At 67.9% G+C, this 20236-nt stretch carries 18 protein-coding genes; 5 read left to right on the plus strand and 13 right to left on the minus strand.

Features of this window, described 5'->3' with window-relative positions; genetic code table 11:
* Nucleotides 1-98 precede the first annotated feature (98 nt).
* Together rsmD and QRN25_RS23650 are read right to left on the minus strand one after the other, a co-directional pair.
* Nucleotides 99-656 carry a 16S rRNA (guanine(966)-N(2))-methyltransferase RsmD gene (gene rsmD / locus QRN25_RS23645; protein ID WP_285021789.1) on the minus strand — a complete coding sequence of 186 codons (558 nt, stop codon included), beginning with the start codon at nucleotides 654-656 and terminating at the stop codon, nucleotides 99-101.
* On the minus strand, nucleotides 653-2128 hold the full coding sequence (locus QRN25_RS23650) for a pseudouridine synthase (protein WP_285021790.1): 1476 nt from the start codon (nucleotides 2126-2128) through the stop codon (nucleotides 653-655). The genes rsmD and QRN25_RS23650 overlap by 4 nt, the downstream gene beginning before the upstream one ends.
* Before the next feature lie 94 nt (nucleotides 2129-2222).
* Between QRN25_RS23650 and QRN25_RS23655 the strand changes: the two genes are divergently transcribed.
* Nucleotides 2223-3893, plus strand: a complete 1671-nt coding sequence (locus tag QRN25_RS23655) for an AmpG family muropeptide MFS transporter (RefSeq protein WP_285021792.1) — start codon at nucleotides 2223-2225, stop codon at nucleotides 3891-3893.
* Between the two features lie 83 nt (nucleotides 3894-3976).
* Here QRN25_RS23655 and QRN25_RS23660 read toward each other — a convergent pair whose 3' ends face one another.
* The 4 genes from QRN25_RS23660 to trpB form a co-directional block, all read right to left on the minus strand.
* A complete protein-coding gene (locus QRN25_RS23660; RefSeq protein ID WP_285021793.1) occupies nucleotides 3977-5293 on the minus strand; it encodes a bifunctional folylpolyglutamate synthase/dihydrofolate synthase in 1317 nt (438 codons plus the stop codon).
* 138 nt (nucleotides 5294-5431) lie between these two features.
* Nucleotides 5432-6208 (minus strand): tryptophan synthase subunit alpha, encoded by a 777-nt coding sequence (gene trpA, locus QRN25_RS23665; RefSeq protein WP_008833300.1) that lies wholly within the window; start codon nucleotides 6206-6208, stop codon nucleotides 5432-5434.
* Entirely contained in the window at nucleotides 6208-6459 is a 252-nt protein-coding gene (locus tag QRN25_RS23670) for a hypothetical protein (RefSeq protein ID WP_008833299.1), read from the minus strand. Before QRN25_RS23670 ends, trpA begins: the two co-directional genes overlap by 1 nt.
* The gene (gene trpB / locus QRN25_RS23675; protein WP_285021795.1) at nucleotides 6456-7694 is read right to left on the minus strand and encodes a tryptophan synthase subunit beta; all 1239 of its coding nucleotides are present in this window, start codon (nucleotides 7692-7694) and stop codon (nucleotides 6456-6458) included. The genes QRN25_RS23670 and trpB overlap by 4 nt, the downstream gene beginning before the upstream one ends.
* Before the next feature lie 316 nt (nucleotides 7695-8010).
* On the opposite strand from trpB, the gene QRN25_RS23680 reads away from it, so the two are divergent.
* The gene (locus tag QRN25_RS23680) at nucleotides 8011-8478 is read left to right on the plus strand and encodes an outer membrane protein (protein ID WP_271181121.1); all 468 of its coding nucleotides are present in this window, start codon (nucleotides 8011-8013) and stop codon (nucleotides 8476-8478) included.
* Nucleotides 8479-8648: 170 nt separating this feature from the next.
* Here QRN25_RS23680 and QRN25_RS23685 read toward each other — a convergent pair whose 3' ends face one another.
* Nucleotides 8649-9290, minus strand: coding sequence for a phosphoribosylanthranilate isomerase (locus QRN25_RS23685; RefSeq protein WP_285021797.1), 642 nt, complete (start codon nucleotides 9288-9290; stop codon nucleotides 8649-8651).
* Nucleotides 9291-9364: 74 nt separating this feature from the next.
* Here QRN25_RS23685 and QRN25_RS23690 point away from each other — a divergent pair, with 74 nt between their 5' ends.
* Nucleotides 9365-9763 (plus strand): DUF4019 domain-containing protein, encoded by a 399-nt coding sequence (locus tag QRN25_RS23690; RefSeq protein WP_285021798.1) that lies wholly within the window; start codon nucleotides 9365-9367, stop codon nucleotides 9761-9763.
* An 18-nt stretch (nucleotides 9764-9781) separates the two neighbouring features.
* Here QRN25_RS23690 and QRN25_RS23695 read toward each other — a convergent pair whose 3' ends face one another.
* The 4 genes from QRN25_RS23695 to purB form a co-directional block, all read right to left on the minus strand.
* Nucleotides 9782-10537, minus strand: a complete 756-nt coding sequence (locus QRN25_RS23695; RefSeq protein ID WP_285021799.1) for an SIMPL domain-containing protein — start codon at nucleotides 10535-10537, stop codon at nucleotides 9782-9784.
* 293 nt (nucleotides 10538-10830) lie between these two features.
* Nucleotides 10831-11508: an orotidine-5'-phosphate decarboxylase gene (gene pyrF / locus QRN25_RS23700; RefSeq protein WP_008833293.1), complete on the minus strand. Its 678-nt coding sequence runs from the start codon at nucleotides 11506-11508 to the stop codon at nucleotides 10831-10833.
* On the minus strand, nucleotides 11505-11843 hold the full coding sequence (locus tag QRN25_RS23705; protein WP_285021802.1) for a LapA family protein: 339 nt from the start codon (nucleotides 11841-11843) through the stop codon (nucleotides 11505-11507). Before QRN25_RS23705 ends, pyrF begins: the two co-directional genes overlap by 4 nt.
* A 187-nt stretch (nucleotides 11844-12030) precedes the next feature.
* Nucleotides 12031-13341: an adenylosuccinate lyase gene (gene purB, locus QRN25_RS23710; RefSeq protein ID WP_285021804.1), complete on the minus strand. Its 1311-nt coding sequence runs from the start codon at nucleotides 13339-13341 to the stop codon at nucleotides 12031-12033.
* Between the two features lie 219 nt (nucleotides 13342-13560).
* Between purB and QRN25_RS23715 the strand changes: the two genes are divergently transcribed.
* Nucleotides 13561-15303, plus strand: a complete 1743-nt coding sequence (locus QRN25_RS23715) for a sensor domain-containing diguanylate cyclase (RefSeq protein WP_285021806.1) — start codon at nucleotides 13561-13563, stop codon at nucleotides 15301-15303.
* A 97-nt stretch (nucleotides 15304-15400) separates the two neighbouring features.
* Here the strand turns inward: QRN25_RS23715 and QRN25_RS23720 are convergent, their stop codons facing one another.
* Both QRN25_RS23720 and radC read right to left on the minus strand, forming a co-directional pair.
* Nucleotides 15401-16150: an NRDE family protein gene (locus QRN25_RS23720; protein WP_285021807.1), complete on the minus strand. Its 750-nt coding sequence runs from the start codon at nucleotides 16148-16150 to the stop codon at nucleotides 15401-15403.
* Between the two features lie 4 nt (nucleotides 16151-16154).
* Nucleotides 16155-16892 (minus strand): RadC family protein, encoded by a 738-nt coding sequence (gene radC, locus QRN25_RS23725; protein ID WP_211150236.1) that lies wholly within the window; start codon nucleotides 16890-16892, stop codon nucleotides 16155-16157.
* 53 nt (nucleotides 16893-16945) lie between these two features.
* Between radC and QRN25_RS23730 the strand changes: the two genes are divergently transcribed.
* Nucleotides 16946-20200 carry an intermembrane phospholipid transport protein YdbH family protein gene (locus QRN25_RS23730; protein ID WP_285021809.1) on the plus strand — a complete coding sequence of 1085 codons (3255 nt, stop codon included), beginning with the start codon at nucleotides 16946-16948 and terminating at the stop codon, nucleotides 20198-20200.
* The last annotated feature ends 36 nt before the right edge of the window (nucleotides 20201-20236 follow it).

Here is a 20236-nt window from a genome sequence, read left to right on the forward strand (position 1 = left end):
AACCGCATCCCGGCCCACGACGCCGACCCGATACACCGAAGCAATGTGATCTGCATTGCTCCGGATGCTGGGGCATATAACCTATGTGGTTATAAATGTCAAGCCGTGCGGCGCAGCAGGTGTAGTCTCGCCTTGCCGACGTCGCGCGTCGCATCGGCCTCGAAGCCCTTGATCGACACGCTTTCACCCTTACCGGTTTCGAGGCTCACCCAGGTGCCTTCGCCGATCCAGCCGAGCCGCGCCAGCTTGTCCACCGCCACCTGACCCGCGCCGGTATCGTAAGGCGGGTCGAGCAGCACGAGGTCGAGCGGCTCCTTTGCGGTCCCCAGCGACATCACCGAGGAGGCGCGCACGTCGCTGCGCGGCTGCGCCTGCAGGTTGGCGATGTTCTTGCGAATCGCCCGGATCGCGCCTGCATCCTGATCGACGAACAGGCAGTGCGCCGCCCCGCGCGACAGGGCCTCCAGCCCCAGCGCGCCCGAGCCGGCGAAGAGATCCGCCACTTTCAGTCCCTCGAAATCGCCGAGGCGGCTGACCAGCATCGAGAACAGCGTCTCGCGCGTGCGGTCGGCGGTGGGACGGGTGGTGTCGCCCTCGGGCGCGGCCAGCTTGCGGCCGCGCCATTCGCCCGCGATAATCCGCAGGTTTCCGCTCATGCCTGCGTTCTCGTGGGATTCTGGCTCGGCAGGCTCTTGCGGAAGTTCTCGAGGTCGCGCTGCGAAACCTCGCCCGCCGTGCCCTTGGGCATGTCGCCGAGGCGGAAGGGACCGTAGGCGGTGCGCAGGAGGCGGCTGACCTGGAGGCCAAGCGCTTCGAGCACGCGTCGCACTTCGCGGTTCTTGCCTTCGGTCAGCGTCATCTCGATCCACTGGTTGCGACCGGTGCGGCGCTCCATGTTGGCGTCGATCTTGCCGTAGATCACGCCGTCGACCTCGATGCCTTCCATCAGTTGTTCGAGCTGTTCCTGCGTGATGTCGCCAAAAGTACGCGCGCGGTAGGTGCGCGGCACGCCGGTGGCGGGCAGTTCGAGCTGGCGCTTGAACTCGCCGTCGTTGGTCAGCAGCAGCAGGCCCTCAGTGTTGAGATCGAGGCGGCCGATCGGCATCACGCGGCCGGTGCCTTCGGGCAGGGCGTTGCGCAGCGCGGTGTAGATCGTCGGGCGACCCGCCGGATCGCGCTCGGCGGTGATGAGGCCCGACGGCTTGTGGAACAGGAACAGGCGCGTGCCTTCGGCTTCCGCGATCGGATTGCCGTCCACCGCGACGCCGCGCAAGGATGTGAGCACGGTCGAGGGCGTTTCGATCACCACGTCGTCCAGCGTGACGCGGCCTTCGATGATCAGCCGCTCGACCTCGCGGCGGCTGGCGACGCCGGCGCGGGCGAGCAGCTTGGCGACGCGCTCGCCTTCGCGGGCCGGGAGTGCCGGGTTCTTGGGCGTCGGCGCGGCAGCGCGCGGGGCGGCGCCGGGCTTGAGGTTGGGGCGGGGTGCACGCGGGCTGCGATCCGAACCGAAGCGGTCGCCCCCAAAACGGTCGTTCGGGCCGCGATCGTCGCGGCGCGAGCGATAGCCCCGCTCGCCGTCGCGGGCTCCATCACGTGCGGGACCGCTACGGGGCGGGCTACTACGGTACGTGGCATCGCGCGATCCGTCGCTGCGCGGACGCTCGGCGCGAGACGCGCCATCACGGGCGGGGCCACTGCGATAAGAGCCGCCGCGCGGCCCATCCTCACGCGGGCGATCGCCACGCGGGGCGCCGGTACGGGCGCCATCGCGGGCAGCGGCATCGCGCGGACCAGCATCGCGGGAGGCGCCGTCACGCCCACCGTCTCTGGAACCACGGCGTGGAAACTCGCTGCGGAAATCCTCGCGGCTGCCGATGCGCGGGGCTTCGCGGCGCCCGCGTCCGCCGCGCGGAGCGTCGCCGCGGGGCGCGTCAGGACCGTCATCGCGGCCGGTGCGCCCACGCGCGCTGCCGCTTGCGGCATTGTAGCGCGGGCCGCCGTCACGCGACGCATTGCCGCGCGAAGACCCTCCGCGCGGGCCTCCACCGAACGAGGAACCGGAATCGCGGCCACGGCCGGAGCCGCGTGATCTGCCGCCTGAAGACTTGCTGGGAGGTTTGGACATGCGTGGCCCATACCTGTTGATCGCCGCTTCATCCAGCCTTCCCTTCACGCAGGACTGCGTTAGGGTCCGGCCCAGTACCACGAAAGGAGCCTCGATGTCGCAAGTCGCACCCGCGCCCAAGCCCGGCTGGAGAGCCGTGGGCCGCGCGCTGGGCAATCGCAAGACCGGCTTCATGGCGGTCTTCGGCTTCGCGGCGGGGCTTCCCTATTCGTTGCTGCTGGGCACGCTCTACGCCTGGCTTTCGGATGCGCGGGTCGATCTGGAGACGATGGGCGTGTTCTCGCTGATCGGCCTCGCCTATGCCTTCAAGTTCCTGTGGTCGCCCGCGCTGGACCGGATCAACCTGCCGGTGCTGAAGCGCCTGGGGCGGCGCAAGCAGTGGATCGTCACCGCGCAGATCCTGCTCGGCGCGATTCTGGTCACGCTCTCGCGGCTTGATCCGGTGGCGGCGTTGGGGCTGTTTTCCCTGCTGGCGGGAATCGGCGCCTTCGCCTCGGCCACGCAGGACATCGCCATCGACGCCTGGCGTGTCGACGTGGCGGACGAGGTGGCGACGATCGACATGCTCTCCACCGTGTTCCAGATGGGCTACCGCATCGCGGCGCTGGTGGGCGGCGCGGTCTCGCTGATCCTGGCGGATCGCATCGGCTGGCCCACGGTGTTCCTGACGATGGGCGTGATCCTGCTGGCAGCGGGTGCGATCTGCCTCTTCGCGCCTGACACCGATGCCGACGCGCAGGCGGAACGTGCTGACGATGCCCTGGCCGAACTGCGCTTCGCGGGACAGCTAACCCCCAGAGTGCGGGCCGTTGCGCTGGGCGGGGTCGGCCTGCTGTGGGGCTGGGCGCTGGCGGTGGTGGTGGTGTTCATGGTCCGCTCGCTGGGCGCCGAGCCCGAGCAGCGTCCCGATGCGGTGGACTTCGTGGCGAGCACCGGGCCGCTGATCGTGCTGGCGACGATCGTGCTGCCCTCCGCCATCGCCGCCGTTCTGGTGTACCTGCAGCGTAGCGGGCGGCACTTGCTGGTCGCCGAGGTGCCGCAACAGGGCGTTGGTGGGCAGGTCCTCGACCACCTCTACCGCGCGCTGATCCTGCCGCTGACCGAACTCGTGGGCCGGATGGGCTGGGGCCTCGCGCTGGCGCTGGCGCTGGTGCTGACGTACCGGATCTGCGATTCGATATGGGGGACGTTCGCTTATCCGTTCTACCTGGGCGAACTGAAGTATTCGAAGGACGAGGTGGCGATCGCCTCCAAGTTCTTCGGGGTCGGCGCGATCGTGCTGGGGCTGGCGCTCGGCGGCACGCTGCTGACCGTGCTGGGCCGCATGGCGACGCTGACGCTGGGCGCGGTGCTGGCGGCGGTGACGAACCTGCTCTACGCCGACCTTGCCCTTGGCGGTGCGCGCATGGCGCTGCTGAGCGACGTGCTGGGCGTGACCTGGCTGGTCGAGCACCTCGGCGGCGAGCCACGTCTGGGCGCGCTGATGGTGACGATCGGCACCGAGAACCTCGCTACCGGCATCGCGGGCGCGGCTTACATTGCGTGGCTCTCCTCGATCGTGTCGAAGCGCTACAGCGCGGTGCAGTATGCGCTGCTCTCGTCGCTGACGCTGCTGGTGGGGACGCTGGGGCGCGGCGCACTGGGCAAGCTGATCGAGGATCAGGGGTACTACCGCATGTTCGTGCTGGTGACGTGGATCGGCAGTGTCGCGATCGTGCTCAGCCTGCTGGAGTGGTGGCGCACGGCGCGGAAGAACGCTGCCTGAACGTTTCGTCATTGCGAGCGTAGCGAAGCAATCCAGGGCGATTTGCGCTGTCCTGTGTTGCTTCGCTACGCTCGCAATGACGGTCAGGTTGGCATTTCGCCGTTCGCGCCGAGCACTGCGCCGGCCAGATAGAGCGACCCCGCGATCAGCACCGCGCGCGGGTTGCGGGCTTCCAGTTCGCGCAGGGCGGTAGGCACATCGGGCGCGGTCGTGGTCGGCAGCGACCAGCCTGCGAACGCCTCGGGCGGGTGGCAGTCATGCCCCGGAACCGGCACCAGCGTGACGCTTTCGACGAGGCGGTGGAGCGGATCGAGCAGCGCGGCGGGATCCTTGCCTTCGATCATGCCGAGGATCAGATGCGGCGCCTGCCCCCGTTCGCGCAGGAATGCTTCCAGCGCCAGCCCGGCGTCGCGGTTGTGCCCGCCGTCGAGCCAGACCGGCGTGCCGGGGACGAGCGCGGTCAGCGGCCCGTCGCCCAGCAGTTGCATCCGCGCGGGCCAGCGCGCGGCGCGGATGCCCTCGGCGAAGGCGTGAGGATCGATCTTCAGCACATCCTGCGCGCGCAGGATGGCGACGGCGAGGGCGGCATTGTCCGCCTGATGCGCACCGGGCATCTCGGGCAGGGGGAGGGTCAAGGAGCCGTGGCGGTCCTCGAACCAGATGGCGTCGCGGGTGACCTGCGCCTTCCACTCGGCATCGCGCGACTGCAGCGGTACGTCCTCTGAAGCGGCGAGGGATTGCAGGAACGCGGCGACTTCGTGCGGGTAGTTCTGCGTCACCAGCGGCACGTGCGGACGGCGGATGCCCGCCTTCTCGAAGGCGATGCGGGTGAGCGGCTCGGCGGGCGTGCCGTCCTCGGGGGCGAGGAGGAAGCGTTCGTGGTCGATGCCCAGCGTCGCCATGCCGCAGACCAGCGGTGCGGGCAGCACGTTGGTCGCGTCGAACCGGCCGCCGAGGCCGACCTCGATCACGCAGACGTCCGCCGGATGGCGCGCGAAGGCGAGGAAGCTGGCGGCGATCGTCGTCTCGAAGAAGCTGACTTCGAGATCGTGCGCCGCGTCCAGCACTTCGGCCAGCAGGCTGGCGAGTTCGTCGTCGCCGACCAGTTCGCCCGCGATGCGGATGCGTTCGTTGTAGCGCACCAGATGCGGGCTGGTGATCGCGTGGACCTTGTACCCCTGCGCCTCCAGGATCGCGCGCAGGAAGGCGCAGGTCGACCCCTTGCCGTTGGTGCCCGCGACGTGGAACGCGGGCGCGATGCGCAAGTGCGGATCGCCGAGGCGCGCCAGCAGCGTGCGGATCGCCTCAAGCCCGATGCGGCCTTGCGGCAGCGACAGCGCGGCAAGGCGATCGAGCTGGGCCTGCACGGCGGGGGATTCGGACACGGCGAAGTCTTTCATGGTGTCCTCGACGGCGCCTTGCGCGTGGGGGCTTCGAGAGGCTGTGTCCGACCCTTCGGCAAGCTCAGGGTGAGCGGAAGTGGCGTAAGCCTCCAACCCCGCTCAGGCTGAGCTTGTCGAAGCCCCATCGGCTTGGCTCTATCGAGCGGAATGCACCGCCTCGGCGAGCGATGCGGTGTAGTCCTGCAGCGGCCCCGGAGCGGCATCGCCATGCTGCTTGACGATATCGATGAAGGCCGAGCCGACGACCACGCCGTCCGCCACCTTGGCGATGGCGGCGGCCTGTTCGGGCGTGCGCACGCCGAAGCCGACCGCGACGGGAATGTCGGTGGCGGCCTTGAGCTTCGCCACCGCGTCCTCGATCGAGCCCTGCGCCGCCTGCTGCATGCCGGTGATGCCCGCGACCGAGACGTAGTAGAGGAAGCCCGAGGAGCCCTCCAGCACCTTGGGCAGGCGCGCGGCGTCGGTGGTCGGGGTGGCGAGGCGGATCAGCGACACGCCTTTTTCGCGCAGCGCCGGGCCGAGGGCGGCGTCTTCCTCGCTGGGGATGTCGACGCAGATCACGCCGTCGACGCCGGCCTTGGCGCATTCCTCGGCAAACCACTCGGGGCCGCGGATGGTCATCGGGTTGGCGTAGCCCATCAGCACCAGCGGCACGTTGGGGTGACGCTGCCGGAACTCGGCGGCGATGCGGAAGATGTCGGCCGTGCGCGTACCCTTGGCGAGGCTGCGCAAGTTGGCTTCCTGGATCGCCGGGCCGTCCGCCATCGGATCGGTGAAGGGCATGCCCAGCTCGATCACGTCGGCGCCGCCCGCGACGAGCGCGTCGAGGTTCGATGCGGTGTCGCCGTCGCCCCCGGTGATGAAGCAGACGAGCGCGGGGCCTTTGGCGAAAGCGGTTTCGAAGCGGGTCATCAGGAGAACAGCGTCTTTCCGGAATAGCGGAGAATGGCGGCGGTCAGGCCGACGAAAACGGCGAGGTAGGCGAGGCTGACGGCAATGTCGCTCCAGCTTCCCCGGAAGGCGAAGGCCCAGTAGTAGCCCGCGCCCGAAAGGTCGAAGGAGCGCACCCGGACGAGGTCGGCGAGGACCTTGATCGCCGGGAACACCGCCATCCAGAGCACGGCGGCGTCGATCAGCGACCGTTGCCACCCGCCCTTTTTCAAAGCTCGACCCCCAGCGCCTCGGCGACGGTGAAGATGTCCTTGTCGCCGCGCCCGGAGACGTTGACGACGAGCAGCTTGTCCGCGTCCAGCTGAGCCGTCAGCTGCGGCAGTGCAGCGAGGGCGTGGGCGCTTTCGAGCGCCGGGATGATGCCTTCCAGCGCGCAGCACAGCTGGAATGCTTCGAGCGCCTCGGTGTCGGTGATCGGCACGTACTTCACGCGGCCCGCCTCGTGCAGCCACGAATGCTCGGGGCCGAGGCCGGGATAGTCCAGACCGGCGCTGATCGAATGGGCCTCGGTGATCTGGCCGTCCTCGTCCTGGAGCAGGTAGGTCTTGTTGCCGTGGAGGATGCCCGGACGCCCGCCCATCAGCGAGGCGGCATGCTGGCCGCTCTCGATGCCGTGGCCGGCGGCCTCGATGCCGACCATCGCCACGTCCGCGTCGTCGAGGAAGGGGTGGAACATGCCGATCGCATTCGATCCGCCGCCAACCGCCGCCACCAGCATGTCAGGCAGGCGGCCCTCGGCTTCGAGGATCTGCTCGCGCGTTTCGGTGCCGATCACGCTCTGGAAGTCGCGGACGAGTTCCGGGTACGGGTGCGGGCCTGCGGCGGTGCCGATGATGTAGAAGGTGTCGTGGACGTTGGCGACCCAGTGGCGCAGCGCCTCGTTCATCGCGTCCTTGAGCGTTTCCGCGCCGCTGGTGACCGGCACCACTTCGGCGCCGAGCAGCTTCATGCGGAACACGTTGGGCGCCTGGCGCTCGACGTCCTTGGCGCCCATGAAGATCGTGCAGGACAGGCCGAAGCGCGCCGCGACGGTGGCGGTGGCGACGCCGTGCTGGCCCGCGCCGGTCTCGGCGATGATCTTGGTCTTGCCCATGCGCATGGCCAGCAGGATCTGGCCGACGCAGTTGTTGATCTTGTGCGCGCCGGTGTGGTTCAGATCCTCGCGCTTGAAGTAGATCTTCGGGCCTTTGCCCTCGGGCGCGAGCTTTCGGAAATGCTCGGTGATGCGCGGGGCGGGATAGAGCGGGCTGGGGCGACCTACGAAAGTCTTGAGCAGATCGTCGAACTCGGCCTGGAACGCCGGGTCCAGCTTCGCAGCACGGTATTCCTTTTCCAAGTCGAGGATCAGCGGCATCAGCGTCTCGGCGACGTAGCGTCCGCCGAACTGGCCGAAGTGACCCGACTCATCGGGATACGAACGAAGCGAATTGGGGCTCTGAACGGTCATAATCCGGCGCTTGGCAGACCCCCCCGCGCTTGTCCAGACGCCTTGAGGAGAGGGGCCATGTTTGCCCCGGGAACGCCGGAAAACCATGGGCGCCTACAGGGGCTTGGTGATCGCCTGGCGGACATTCAATTGCAAACAATGCAACTGAAAATCGGCAAAAGCACCTAACCGGCATAAACTGCAGTTTTGTGACGTTTTGAACGATTCCAAGAATTTACCGTTCATCTGACTGAAAGGTGACGGGGTCCAGCGGCAGGGCTCCCGACGATAACCCCGATGAGGGTCGGGATCGCAGGAATACTTGGAGTTATATAATATGCGTATTGCACTTGTTTCGCTCGCCGCGGTTGCTGCCGTGGCCGCTGCCACTCCCGCCCTGGCCAACGAGGCTCGCGTCGAAGCGCGCGGCGGTGTGATCTGGGACGGTAGCGACAGCGAAGCAACGGCTGGTGTGGCCGCTGGTTACGACTACGACCTCACCGACAAGCTCTTCGTGGGTGTGCAGGGTTCGGCGGACAAGATCCTGACCGACAACACCCGCGTTTCGTGGGGCGCCGGCGGCCGCATCGGCGTGCAGCCGATCCCGGGCACCAAGGTCTACGCGCTGGCCGACTGGCAGTCGAAGAACACCCGCTACGGCAACAGCGCCGTGGGCGTCGGTGGCGGCGTGCAGCAGGATGTCGGTTCGCGCTACTACGTGAAGGCCGAATACCAGCACCTGCTGGTCGGCGACAACACCCCCGACGCCGACCGCGGCCTCGTGGGCGTGGGCGTCAAGTTCTGATCCCACGGATCTGATCGCTGCGAAAGCAGTGTAAGCCAGGAAAGGGGCGGTCCGACGGGCCGCCCCTTTCTTCGTCTGGCCTTCGTCATTGCGAGCGTAGCGAAGCAATCCAGAGCAATCTTGAGTCGCCCTGGATTGCTTCGCTACGCTCGCAATGACGAAAGGTTGGGTCAGACTGCGCGCACCGCCGCGCAGAAGGCGGCGATGCGCGCGTTGTCCTTCACGCCCGGCGCGCTCTCCACGCCCGAGGACGTATCGACCAGCGGCGCTCCCGTCAGCCGGATGGCCTCGGCGACGTTCGCCGGGTCGAGGCCCCCCGCGAGGCCCCATGCCAGCGGTCCCTTCCAGTTCGCGACAAGGCCCCAGTCGAAGCTGAGGCCCATGCCGCCGGGCAGGGCGCCCCTGGGCGTCTTGGCGTCGAAGAGGACAAGATCGGCGGCGCCCGCATAGGCGTTCGCGCGGGTGACGTCGTCGGCGGTGGCGACGGACAATGCCTTCCATACGGGGATGCCGAAGCGGGCACGGAGCTGCGCGGCGCGTTCGGGCGTCTCGGACCCGTGGAGTTGCAGCGCGTCGAGCTTCGCCGCGCCCACGGCCTCGCCGAGCAGCGCGTCGTTGGCGTCCACGAACAGGCCGACGCGGCCGATCCGGTCCGCCGCGCGCTCCGAAAGCTGCGCCGCCTGCACCGGGCTCACCGCGCGCGGGCTCTTGGCGAAGAACACCAGGCCGATGTGTGCGGCGCGGGCGCGGATGGCCGCTTCCAGCGAAGCGGCGGTGCTGATACCGCAAATCTTGATTGCCGCTGTTGGCATATGCGCGCCTTGCCCTAAGCTGCGGTCCTGCATGAAATGAAGGACGTGAAGTGAATCGGTTGGGCCGCTATCTAATGGCAATCGCAGCCGCGGCAATGCTCGGCGGCTGCAGCGTGAAGGAGTCGATCCAGCAAGCCGACGCAGAAGTGGTCCGTTTCCACCAGGCGCTGGACGCAGGCCGCTCGCAGGCGATCTGGGATGCCACCGGGCCGGACATGCGCAAGGCCACCACGCAGAAGCAGTTCGTGGCTCTGCTCGACGCGGTCCATCGCAAGCTGGGCAACGTGAAGTCGAGCAAGCAGGTCGGCTGGAACCGCAACGCCAGCACCAACGGCAGCTTCACCACGACAACCAACGAAACCGTGTTCGAACGCGGTAGTGGAACCGAGCAATTCGTGTTCCGAAAAAGTGAAGCCGACAAGCTCGCGCTCGTCGGCTATCACATTCAATCGAACGAGATGATGGTCAATTGATGGTCAATTGATGGTCGATCACGGCGCCAGTTCGAACTGCACCGTCACATTGACGTTCATCTCCAACTCGCCCGCAGCGACCGGCGGCGGCGCGGCGGCGGCGATCATGTCACGGGCCTCCTTGCGCACGAACATCACCGGCTGCGGCGAATAACCGCCGCTCTCGCTGATCGAGACGATGCGCGCGACCCGCAGGCCCGATGCCTTGGCATAGAGTTCGGCGCGGGCACGGGCGGACTTCATCGCCTCGACACGCGCCTCGTCCATCGCCGCCTCTGGCTGCGACAGCATGAAGTTCGGGCCGTTGACCTGGTTCGCACCGGCGGTGACGAGCGCGTCGATCACCTTGCCCATGTCCTGCAGCTTGCGCTGGCGGACCGAGACCGAATTGCTCGCACGGTAGCCGACAATGCGCTGCTGGCCGTCGTCCTCGTAAGAGCCATCGGGCAAGCGCTTGGGCTGGGCATAGACCGGATTGACGTTGAGGTTGCTGGTCTGGACATCCTTGTCGGCGATCCCGGCCCGCTTGAGCGCGGCGATCACCTTGGTCATCTGCGCCGAGTTGGCCGAAAGCGCCTCGCTGGCGGTCGTGCCCTGCGTGGTCACACCGGCGCTGTAGTTCGCCATGTCGGGCTCGCGCGTGGACGAACCTTCGGCGGTAACGGTGAGCATCGTGTGCCCGGCCTCGATGGCGGGAGCAGGGGCCTGCTGGGCGAAGGCGGTAGGGGCGGATGCTGCCATAGCCGTGGCGGCGAGCAGGCTCAGGGTCTTCATAATGGGGTCGCACTCCCGGGGGTTGTTCGGTGGACAACGATCTGGACGGAGGGAGGTTGCGAAGGGCTGAACGGTGAAGTGTGCAAACGTTAAGGTGAGCAGAGGAGGAAGCAGGGGTTTAACACCCCTGCACCCCGTGAACCGTCGAGGTCGGGCGTGCAGCATCGTCACGCAATGAGGCTGCGTCGGGAGACCAATAGCCTGCGGCGCAATGTGGACGCGACGCTGCTGCGCGCACAACGATGACAGTAAAGGGGTCTGGGGCGATGGCCCCAGAATCCTCTTTTTCGATCTTAAAGAGTAGCCTCGATAGCCTTCGCCGCTGCAAGCGGATCTTCCGCGCGGCTGATCGGCCGTCCGATGACGAGCACGCTGGCGCCTGCATCGCGGGCTTCGCGCGGGGTGACGGTGCGCTTCTGGTCGCCGACTTTGCCGTCTGCCGGGCGCAGGCCGGGGACGACGAAGTAGCCGTCCTTCCACTGCTTGTGCACCGCGCCGACTTCGTGGCCCGAGCAGACGATGCCGTCGAGGCCCGCCGAGTGGGCGAGGTCGGCGAGGCGCAGGGCCTGGTCGTAGGGGTTGGCGTTGACGCCGATGGCGGAGAGGTCGTCGCCGTCGAGGCTGGTGAGCACGGTGACGGCCACGACCTTGCAGTTTTCACCGGCGGCGGCCTTGGCGTCTTCCATCATGGCGCGGCCGCCGGCGGCGTGGATGGTGACGATGGAGGGCTGCAGCACATGGATCGCCTGCATGGCGCCGGCGACGGTGTTGGGAATGTCGTGCAGCTTGAGATCGAGGAAGATGGGGAGGCCCACCTTGTGCAGTTCATGGACGCCGTGGTGGCCGTGGGCGCAGAAGAATTCGAGGCCCAGCTTGATCCCGCCGATATGGCCCGAGACCTTGCGCGCCAGCGCTTCTGCGGCGTCGAGGCGAGGGAGGTCGAGGGCGAGGTAGACGGGATTGCGGTTCATGACTTCTCGATTTCCGACGGGGTTTCGATTGGGGTGACGGGCGCGGCTTCGTGCGCTTCGGCGAGCGAGGGCATCGAGGTGGCGCGCAGCGAGTTCTCGAGGCTGGCGATGCGGCGGTTGAGCCGCCAGCGTACGGCGCGCAGGTAAGCCCACACCGGCAGCATGCCCAGCCCGAAGAAGAGCAGCGCGACGACGCCGACCGGCCATTCGAAGTGGAAGTAGTTGCCGTCTGCCAGAGGCCAGAAGTTTACCGGCACTTTGGTCCAGTTCATCGCGATGAATGCGACGAGCACGGCGGTGAGCACGACCCATGCGATGGTGCGGATGACCTGCATTGTTCCTCCTGCTTTCCCGGCGATGCTAGGCGTGAATTTTCCGCAAGGGAAGGGATTCCGCCGTCGTCCCGGACTTGATCCGGGACCGCTGGCCGAGAACAACCTTGCTCTCGGCCAGGCGCCTTATCGACAGCGCGCATCTAAAGACAGCCAGCGATCCCGGATCAGGTCCGGGACGACGATCGGCTCAGCCGAACACGCGGGCGAAGATCGTGTCGACGTGCTTGAAGTGGTAGTCGAGGTTGAACTTGTCCTCGATCACCTCTGCGGGCAGCGCGGCGGCGACTTCGGGGTCGGCCTTGAGCAGTTCGAGCAGCGAGAGCTGGCCGTCCGATTCCCACACCTTCATGGCGTTGCGCTGGACGAGGCGGTAGCTCTCGTCGCGGGTCAGGCCCGCCTGCGTCAGCGCCAGCAACACGCGCTGCGAGTGGACCAGGCCGCCCATGCGGTCGAGGTTCTTCTGCATGCGCGCGGGGTAGATCAGCAGCTTGTCGATCACGCCGGTCAGGCGCGCCAGCGCGAAGTCGAGGGTGATCGTCGCGTCGGGGCCGATGAAGCGCTCGACCGAGGAGTGCGAGATGTCGCGCTCGTGCCACAGCGCCACGTTCTCCATGGCGGGGACGACGGCCGAACGCACCACGCGTGCGAGGCCGGTGAGGTTCTCGGTGAGGACCGGGTTGCGCTTGTGTGGCATCGCCGACGAGCCCTTCTGACCGGGCGAGAAGTATTCCTCGGCCTCCAGGACTTCGGTGCGCTGCAGGTGGCGGACCTCGACGGCAAGGCGCTCGATCGAGCTGGCGATGACGCCCAGCACGGCGAAAAACATCGCGTGACGGTCGCGCGGGATGACCTGCGTGGAGACCGGCTCGATCCCGAGGCCCAGTTGGTCGGCGACGTACTGTTCCACTGCCGGGTCGGTATTGGCGAAAGTGCCGACCGCGCCCGAGATCGCGCAGGTCGCGATTTCCTCACGCGCGAAGACGAGGCGCGTGCGGCACCGGGCGAACTCGGCATAGGCTTCGGCGAGCTTGAGGCCGAAGGTGACGGGCTCGGCGTGGATGCCGTGGCTGCGGCCGATGGTGGGGGTGTACTTGTGCTCCTCGGCGCGGCGCTTAATCGCGGCGAGCAGGGCGTCGAGGTCTTCCAGAAGGATGTCGGCGGCCTTGACCAGCTGCACGTTCAGCGTGGTGTCGAGCACGTCGGAGCTGGTCATGCCCTGGTGCATGAAGCGCGCCTCGGGGCCGACCTGCTGCGCGACCCAGTCAAGGAAGGCGATGACGTCGTGCTTGGTCACGGCCTCGATGGCGTCGATCGCGGCGACGTCGATCCTGGGGCTGGTCGCCCACCAGTCCCACAGCGCCTTGCCGGCGGATACGGGGACGGTGCCCATCTCGCCCATCTTGACGGCGGCATGGGCCTCGATCTCGAACCAGATGCGGTAGCGGGCTTCGGGTTCCCAGATCGCGGTCATCGCGGGGCGGGCGTAGCGGGGGACCATGTTCGACTCCTTGCAGCTGACGCGGGTAGCGGCCAATTCGTGCCGGTGCCGCTAGGCGGCGCGGGCGCGAAAGGCAAGGCGCTTGGGGAAGGAACGGCGCAAGGAAACTGCGCGTAGACCCGTAATCCGAGGAGGAATCTTAACCACTCCGGACGCAAACGTTTGCACGAGAAGTCCGCACAGCGCCGTGCGTTCGAAGCGTCCAGAGACCCGCAAGAGATGCCCAAGGCCCGCCTCATCGTCGCACCCCTGTTGACAGGACTGGTGTGCTTCGCGCTTTCGGCGGCGGTCATCAAGTACCTCAGTTTTCAGGGCAACCTTGCCTCGGTGTGGCCGGCCAATGCCGTGGTTCTGGCGCAGCTGCTGGGGCGCCGCCCACGCGAGTGGCCGGTATTCCTGGCGAGCGGCCTGATCGCCGTCGCCGCCGCGGGGTTCGCGATTCGCGGGGTGGTGTCCGGTCCCCTGGCTTTCGGTGTCTCCAATACCCTGGAGATCGCGCTGGCGGCCTGGCTGCTGCGCGCCACGGTCGATGCGGATGGCCGCCTGCTGCACCAGCATGCCTCGGTGGGCCGCTTCGTCGTCTGCGCGGGGATGATCGCCCCGGCCTTCGGCGCCCTGCTTGGTGCGGGCATCGCAAACATCGCGTTCGACCTGCCGATCGGGACCTCGCTCGCCACCAAGTTCTGCGCCGATGCGCTGGGCCTTCTGATCTTCACGCCGTTCTTCTTCGGCCTTTTCCACGGCGACACGATCCCCGCGCTGCGCGGCGCATCCTGGGGCGAGCGGGGGCAGCACCTGCTGCTCCACGCCACGGTCCTTGCCGTCAGCGTCGGGGTGTTCAGCCAGGACCGCTTTCCGCTGCTGTTCCTGCCGATGGTGCCGCTGATGCTGGTATCGTTCCGGCTCGGCTGGCAGGGGACGAGCGTGGCCGTGATGCTGGTGGCGGTGACCGGCGGCGTCGCCACGTTCTACGGCCATGGCCCCGTCAACCTGTCGGGCCGCGACATGGGCGTGCAGATGACCTTCCTGCAGTTCTACCTCGCCACCGTGCTGGTGCTGATGATGCCCGTCGCCGCCGCGCTGGCCGCACGCCGCGACCTGATCGACCGGCTCAGCGAGAGCGAGCGTGCGCTCAAGGTCCTTGCCGATCGCTCCTCCATCGTGCTGCTGCGTTTCAGTGCGGACGGAGCCTGCACCCGCGCGGTGGGCGATGCCGTTCCGCTGGTCGGCGAGGGTGCGGAGCGGCTGCTGGGCTCGCACATCGGGGAACTCGATCCGCCGCTGGGCGAGGCGCTCTTCGCAGCCCATCTCAGGGCGCTCGACGCGGATACGACCGTGACCATGGAGGTCGAGCGCCCCGGCGGCCTGTGGATCGAAGCCAAGTTCCGCGCCGAGCGCGACGATCAGGGACAGGTCTCGGGCACGGTCGCGACACTGGTGGACGTGACCGCCCGCAAGACCCGCGAAGGCGAACTGGCGCGCCGGGCGGAGACGGACGAACTGACCGGGCTGGCCAACCGTGCTGGCTTCCTGCGCCGCTTCGAGACGGCGCTTGCGGGCAACGAGGCGCTGAGCATCGCCCTCGTGGACGTCGATCGCTTCAAGTCGCTCAATGACGAGCATGGCCATGTCGCGGGTGACGCGGTGCTTGCCGAGATCGCCCGCCGCCTGCTGCAATCGGTGCGCGCCGGCGACCTCGTCGCGCGGCTGGGCGGGGATGAGTTCGTGGTGCTGCTCGGTGCTGCGGATCCCGGCATGACGCAGGACATCTGCCGCCGCATCGTGGACACGGTGTCGGCGGCCCCGGTCGAACTGCCGATGGGCGGCCATACCGAGGCGAGGATCAGCTGCGGCCTCGTTCATCGTGCGCCGGGGCAGGGCGGCATCGACCTGCTCAACCGTGCTGACATGGCGCTTTACGAAGCGAAGCGTGGTGGCCGCAACCAGATGATCGCGGCTTAGTCATTTTTCCGTTCGTCATTGCGAGCGCAGCGAAGCAATCCAGGGCAGTTCTGCGCCGCCCTGGATTGCTTCGCTGCGCTCGCAATGACGACGTGATTTACATAGCCCAGACGAAGTCGATCCGGACGTCGCCGGTGCGGGTGCCGTCGGCATCGAAGCTGCGTTCGACGATCGAGCCTCGGCCCTCGCGGTCGACCGTGATCACCGTGCTGCACCGCGTACCGTAAATCGCATCGCGGATGAACACGGGCGCGAAGCGCGGCTCAGGGCCAAGTTCGGGGCCAAGTTCGGGGCGATGGGGCGAGGGTGCCGGCGTCTCGTTCCGCAGGGCGCCGAGCAGCGGTTCCACCTCGGCAGAGCCTCTATCCAGCCATTCCGTGATGGCTTCCCCCACCTGCAGCGTCTTGGGCCAGGGCACGTCGAAACCGCCGTTCGACAATCCGTGGATGCCCGGAGACAGCGGCCGCGCCTCGACCTGCGGGTGATTGGTGAGGAACGAGGCCTCGCCCGTATCGGCCAGGATCAGGTTGAACGGATTCATCTGCGCCATCGCGTCGGTCAGCGTGTCCGGGAGCGCGCCCTCCAGCAGATCCGTCACCAGCTTCCCGCGCGAGGGACGGCCGGGCTGCGAGCCTTCCGGCACGCGGTAGTTCGTGACGAGGGCGAAGCGGCCTCCTTCGGTAACGCCAAGCCAGGTGCCGCCGCCGGTGAGGTCGGTCCCGGCGATGATGCCGTCCGGCCTGTGCGCGAGCGGCGCGGCGGGACGGGCATGGAACTCGTCGCGGTTGCCCGCCACGACGAGGAGCCAGTCGGGATGGGCGTCCCAGGCGACGGCGGCGACGCACATGGTCTCAGATCAGTCCCTTGGCACGCAGCGAGACGTGGCCCTCGCGTCCGATCACCACGTGGTCGTGGACGGAGACGCCGAGCAGCCGTCCGGCCTCGGCGATGCGATTGGTGATGTCGATGTCGGCGCGGCTCGGCTGCGGCGAGCCCGAAGGGTGATTGTGGACGAGAATCAGCGCCGTGGCGCCGAGGTCGAGCGCGCGGCGGATCACCTCGCGCGGGTGGATCGCCGCCTCGTCGATCGAGCCTTCGCCGACGAGGTCGTCGAGGATCAGCATGTTGCGGGCATTGAGGTAGAGGACGCGGACGCGCTCCACCGTCAGGTGCGCCATGTCGATCGTCAGGTAGTCGATGAGCGCGTGCCACGAGGACAGCACTGGTGCCTCGCGCACCTTCTGGCGGGCCATGCGGGTGGCGGCGACGGTGACCACGCGCAGCGCAGCAGCGGTGGCCTCGCCCATGCCGGGGTGGGCGGCGAGGGCGCGCGGTTCGGCCTGCAGCACGCCCGCGAGCGAACCGAAGCGATGGATCAGGCTGCGCGCGAGCGGCTTCATGTCGCGGCGCGGAACGGCCTGCATCAGCAGGAGTTCAATGACCTCATGATCCGCCAGAGCCTCCGCCCCGCCATCGAGCAACCGCTTGCGCAACCGTGCGCGGTGGCCGCTCGAATCATTGGCAAAATCGCCGCGCGCTTCCCTGAGGGGGAGGGGGCGTTCATCGAAGAGGGGAGGTTGTCCGTCCATGCTGCGTACAAACAATTGCCTTTCCCGTCCGCCCGGCGCAAGTGAACGATCGGATGTCGCAAGAGATCGACCAGACCCCGGACACCGACGAGGCCGCTACCGGGGGCCTTTCTTCGCGTGGGCGCTTTCGGAGCGGCCGTCGCTGGGGCGCTCCCGTGCTTGTGGTGGGCGGCCTGCTGGCGGCGGCGCTGGGTGCTGCCTGGCTATCGCGCGAGGAGATCGCGGCGAACCTCATCGAGCGCGAACTCGATTCGCTGGGCCTCGATGCCCGCTACGAGATCGTGCGGATCGGACCCTCGGAGCAGGTGATTCGGAACCTCGTCATCGGCGATCCGGCGCGGCCGGACCTGACGGTGCAGGAACTGCGGGTGGCGACGCGCCTTTCCTGGGGACTTCCCGGTATCGGCCGGATCACCGTGGTGAAGCCGCGCCTCTACGGTTCGTGGCGCGGCGGCAAGGCCAGCTTCGGCAGTCTCGACAAGGCGCTGTTCAGCGGCAAGGGCGGGCCGTTCGAGATGCCCGACCTCGACCTTGCGGTTGTCGACGGGCGCGCCCTGATCGACAGCGACCACGGCCGCATCGGCGTCAAGCTGGCGGGTGAAGGCGAATTGCGCGGCGGGTTCTCCGGCGAACTGGCGGCCTTGTCGCCCGCGCTCACCGGCGGCGGCTGCTCGACCGGGCGCGCGACGATTTACGGAAAGCTGACGACGTCTGCCGCCAAGCCGCGCTTTGAAGGGCCGGTGCGGCTGGACAGCCTGTCGTGCCCATCGCAGGATCTGCGACTGGCCAAGGCCGGTGTGCAACTGGACGTGACGCTCGACGAAGCGCTCGACGGGGCTTCGGGCAAGCTCGGCCTTTCCGCCGGAGCCGCGCGCTTCGGGGTTCAAAAGCTGGCTGGAGCGAGCGGCTCGGGGCGGTTCACCTATCGCGGCAACGCCTTGAGCGCGACGTACCGGGTTACCGGGCGCGGACTCGACACGCCGCAGGCGCGGATGGGCGAAGTCACCCTCGAAGGGCGCGCGCGCTCCACCGGCGGCATCGCGCGATTCGATGTGGACGCCGACCTCACCGGCAGGGAACTGGCGCTGGGCAGCACCGTCGATCGCGCGCTGCTGTCGGCGCAGCAGGCGGCCGCCGGAACCCTCGGCGCGCCGATCACGGCGCAAGTGCGGCAGGCGCTCGGCCGCGAGATGCGCGGCAGTACGATCAACGCGGGACTCCTCGTGCGCAATTCGCGCGAGGGCCTCAGCGTCGTCGTCACGCGCGGGTCGCTGAAGGGCGGCAGCGGCGAGTCGGTGCTGTCGCTTTCGCGCGTGCAGGCGATGTTCGGCCGCAAGGGCGGCGTGCCGCGGGTGAACGGCAACTTCACGACCGGCGGGCGCGGACTTCCGCAGGCGTGGGGGCGGATGGAGACCGGTGACGACGGCCACCTCGCCATGCGCGCGACAATGACCGACTACCGCGCCGGATCGGCGATGGTCGGCGTGCCGAGGCTGTCGCTCGAGCAGGCGCCTGACGGCGCGCTCTCGTTCAACGGGCAGGTCACTCTCAGCGGCGATCTTCCGGGCGGCAACACGCGCAACCTGCAGCTTCCGGTCGATGGCCGATGGGGCGCGGACGGCAGGCTCGCCGTGTGGCGCCGCTGCACCGACGTCGCCTTCGATGCCCTGAGCTTCTCCAACCTGACCATCGACAAGCGCAAGCTGACCCTGTGCCCGGCGCGCGGCGGCGCGATCGTGGAAGGGCGCCCCGACAACCTGCTGCTCGCGGCAGGCATGACCGCGCTCGACCTCTCCGGGCACCTTGGCGAGACGCCGATCCGCATCGCCAGCGGGCCGCTCGGCTTCGCGATGGGCGGGGGCAGGCCCGGTGTCATCAAGGCCAGCGCCATCAACGTGGCGCTTGGCCCGGCGGACACCGCATCGCACTTCCTCGTCAGCCATCTCGACGGGCAGATCGGCAAGGACATCGCGGGCACCTTCGATCAGGCCGACATCAGCCTTGCCGCCGTACCGCTGGACATGCGGCAGGCTGCGGGCCGCTGGCGCTATGCCGGCGGTGTGGCCTCGATCGAGGGCGCGCAGTTCACGCTGGTGGACCGCCAACAGGTGGCGCGCTTCCAGCCGATGGTGGCGCGCGACGCGACGCTGCAACTGGCCGACAACCGCATCACCGCGCAGGCCCTGCTCCGCGAGCCGAGCAGCGACCGGGCGGTGGTCCGCGCCGACATCGTCCACGATCTGTCGAGGGCCGACGGTCATGCGAATCTTGCCGTCGAGGGGATTGTCTTCGACGACAAGTTGCAGCCCGACGCGCTCTCGCGGCTGGTGCTGGGCGTGGTGTCCGACCTCAAGGGCGTCGTGCGCGGCTCCGGGCGGATCGACTGGAACCCGAAGAGCGTGACCAGCCGTGGCCGCTTCTCCACCGACGGCGTCGACTTCGCAGCCGCTTTCGGTCCGCTACGGGGGCTGTCGGGCGAGGTGGTGTTCACCGACCTCCTCGGCATGGTTACCGCGCCGAATCAGAACGTACGCATCGCCTCCATGAACCCGGGCATCGAGGTGACCGACGGCACTCTCTCCTACGAGATACGCCCCGGCTACAACCTCATCGTGCACGGCGGAAAGTGGCCCTTCATGGAGGGCACGTTGACCCTCGACCCGGCGAAGATGCAGATCGGCGCGGCGGAGACGCGCTACTACACGCTGCGCGTCACGGGCCTCGATGCGGCGGACTTCGTGCAGCATCTTGAACTCACGAACATCAACGCCAGCGGCATATTCGACGGCGAGCTGCCGCTGATCTTCGACGAGCATGGCGGCCGGATCGAGAACGGCTTCCTGCGCTCGCGCGATCCCGGCGGCAATGTCTCGTATGTCGGCGCGCTGACGTACAAGGACCTGTCGGCCATGGGCAATTACGCCTTCGACGCGCTCAAGTCGGTGAATTACAGGAAGATGGAGATCGGGCTGGGCGGTTCGCTCTCGGGCGATATCGTCACGAAGATCAGCTTCGACGGGCTCAGCCAGGGGCAGGGGGCGAGCAAGAACTTCATCACCAAGCAGATCGCGAAGCTCCCGCTCCGCTTCATCGTCAACATCAAGGCGCCGTTCTTCAGCCTGTTCGGCTCGATGCGTTCGCTCTACGATCCGACGTACGTGACGGACCCGAGGGTGCTCGGCCTGCTCAATACGGACGGGACGCGCTCGACCACCGCGCCCGATGCGACGCTCAATCTGGCGCCCCCCAAACCGACTTCGGCTCCATCCGGCGCTATTCAGCCTCCAGTCAGCGAGAAAAAGCCATGATGCCCTCGGAATTGACCGGAAGCCCTCCGGCTGCGA

The sequence above is a fragment of the Novosphingobium sp. fls2-241-R2A-195 genome, from assembly GCF_030209485.1.
Classification (GTDB): domain Bacteria; phylum Pseudomonadota; class Alphaproteobacteria; order Sphingomonadales; family Sphingomonadaceae; genus Novosphingobium; species Novosphingobium resinovorum.

Excerpts from the sequence above, each read along its gene's own strand:
- QRN25_RS23650 (WP_285021790.1), bottom strand. The coding sequence starts at position 2,128 with ATGTCCAAACCTCCCAGCAAGTCTTCAGGCGGCAGATCACGCGGCTCC.
- QRN25_RS23720 (WP_285021807.1), bottom strand. The coding sequence starts at position 16,150 with ATGTGCGTCGCCGCCGTCGCCTGGGACGCCCATCCCGACTGGCTCCTC.
- QRN25_RS23695 (WP_285021799.1), bottom strand. The coding sequence starts at position 10,537 with ATGAAGACCCTGAGCCTGCTCGCCGCCACGGCTATGGCAGCATCCGCC.
- pyrF (WP_008833293.1), bottom strand. The coding sequence starts at position 11,508 with ATGAACCGCAATCCCGTCTACCTCGCCCTCGACCTCCCTCGCCTCGAC.
- radC (WP_211150236.1), bottom strand. The coding sequence starts at position 16,892 with ATGGACGGACAACCTCCCCTCTTCGATGAACGCCCCCTCCCCCTCAGG.
- purB (WP_285021804.1), bottom strand. The coding sequence starts at position 13,341 with ATGGTCCCCCGCTACGCCCGCCCCGCGATGACCGCGATCTGGGAACCC.
- QRN25_RS23660 (WP_285021793.1), bottom strand. The coding sequence starts at position 5,293 with ATGAAAGACTTCGCCGTGTCCGAATCCCCCGCCGTGCAGGCCCAGCTC.
- QRN25_RS23685 (WP_285021797.1), bottom strand. The coding sequence starts at position 9,290 with ATGCCAACAGCGGCAATCAAGATTTGCGGTATCAGCACCGCCGCTTCG.
- QRN25_RS23730 (WP_285021809.1), top strand. The coding sequence starts at position 16,946 with ATGTCGCAAGAGATCGACCAGACCCCGGACACCGACGAGGCCGCTACC.
- QRN25_RS23680 (WP_271181121.1), top strand. The coding sequence starts at position 8,011 with ATGCGTATTGCACTTGTTTCGCTCGCCGCGGTTGCTGCCGTGGCCGCT.
- QRN25_RS23705 (WP_285021802.1), bottom strand. The coding sequence starts at position 11,843 with ATGCAGGTCATCCGCACCATCGCATGGGTCGTGCTCACCGCCGTGCTC.
- trpB (WP_285021795.1), bottom strand. The coding sequence starts at position 7,694 with ATGACCGTTCAGAGCCCCAATTCGCTTCGTTCGTATCCCGATGAGTCG.
- rsmD (WP_285021789.1), bottom strand. The coding sequence starts at position 656 with ATGAGCGGAAACCTGCGGATTATCGCGGGCGAATGGCGCGGCCGCAAG.
- trpA (WP_008833300.1), bottom strand. The coding sequence starts at position 6,208 with ATGACCCGCTTCGAAACCGCTTTCGCCAAAGGCCCCGCGCTCGTCTGC.
- QRN25_RS23690 (WP_285021798.1), top strand. The coding sequence starts at position 9,365 with ATGGCAATCGCAGCCGCGGCAATGCTCGGCGGCTGCAGCGTGAAGGAG.
- QRN25_RS23655 (WP_285021792.1), top strand. The coding sequence starts at position 2,223 with ATGTCGCAAGTCGCACCCGCGCCCAAGCCCGGCTGGAGAGCCGTGGGC.
- QRN25_RS23715 (WP_285021806.1), top strand. The coding sequence starts at position 13,561 with ATGCCCAAGGCCCGCCTCATCGTCGCACCCCTGTTGACAGGACTGGTG.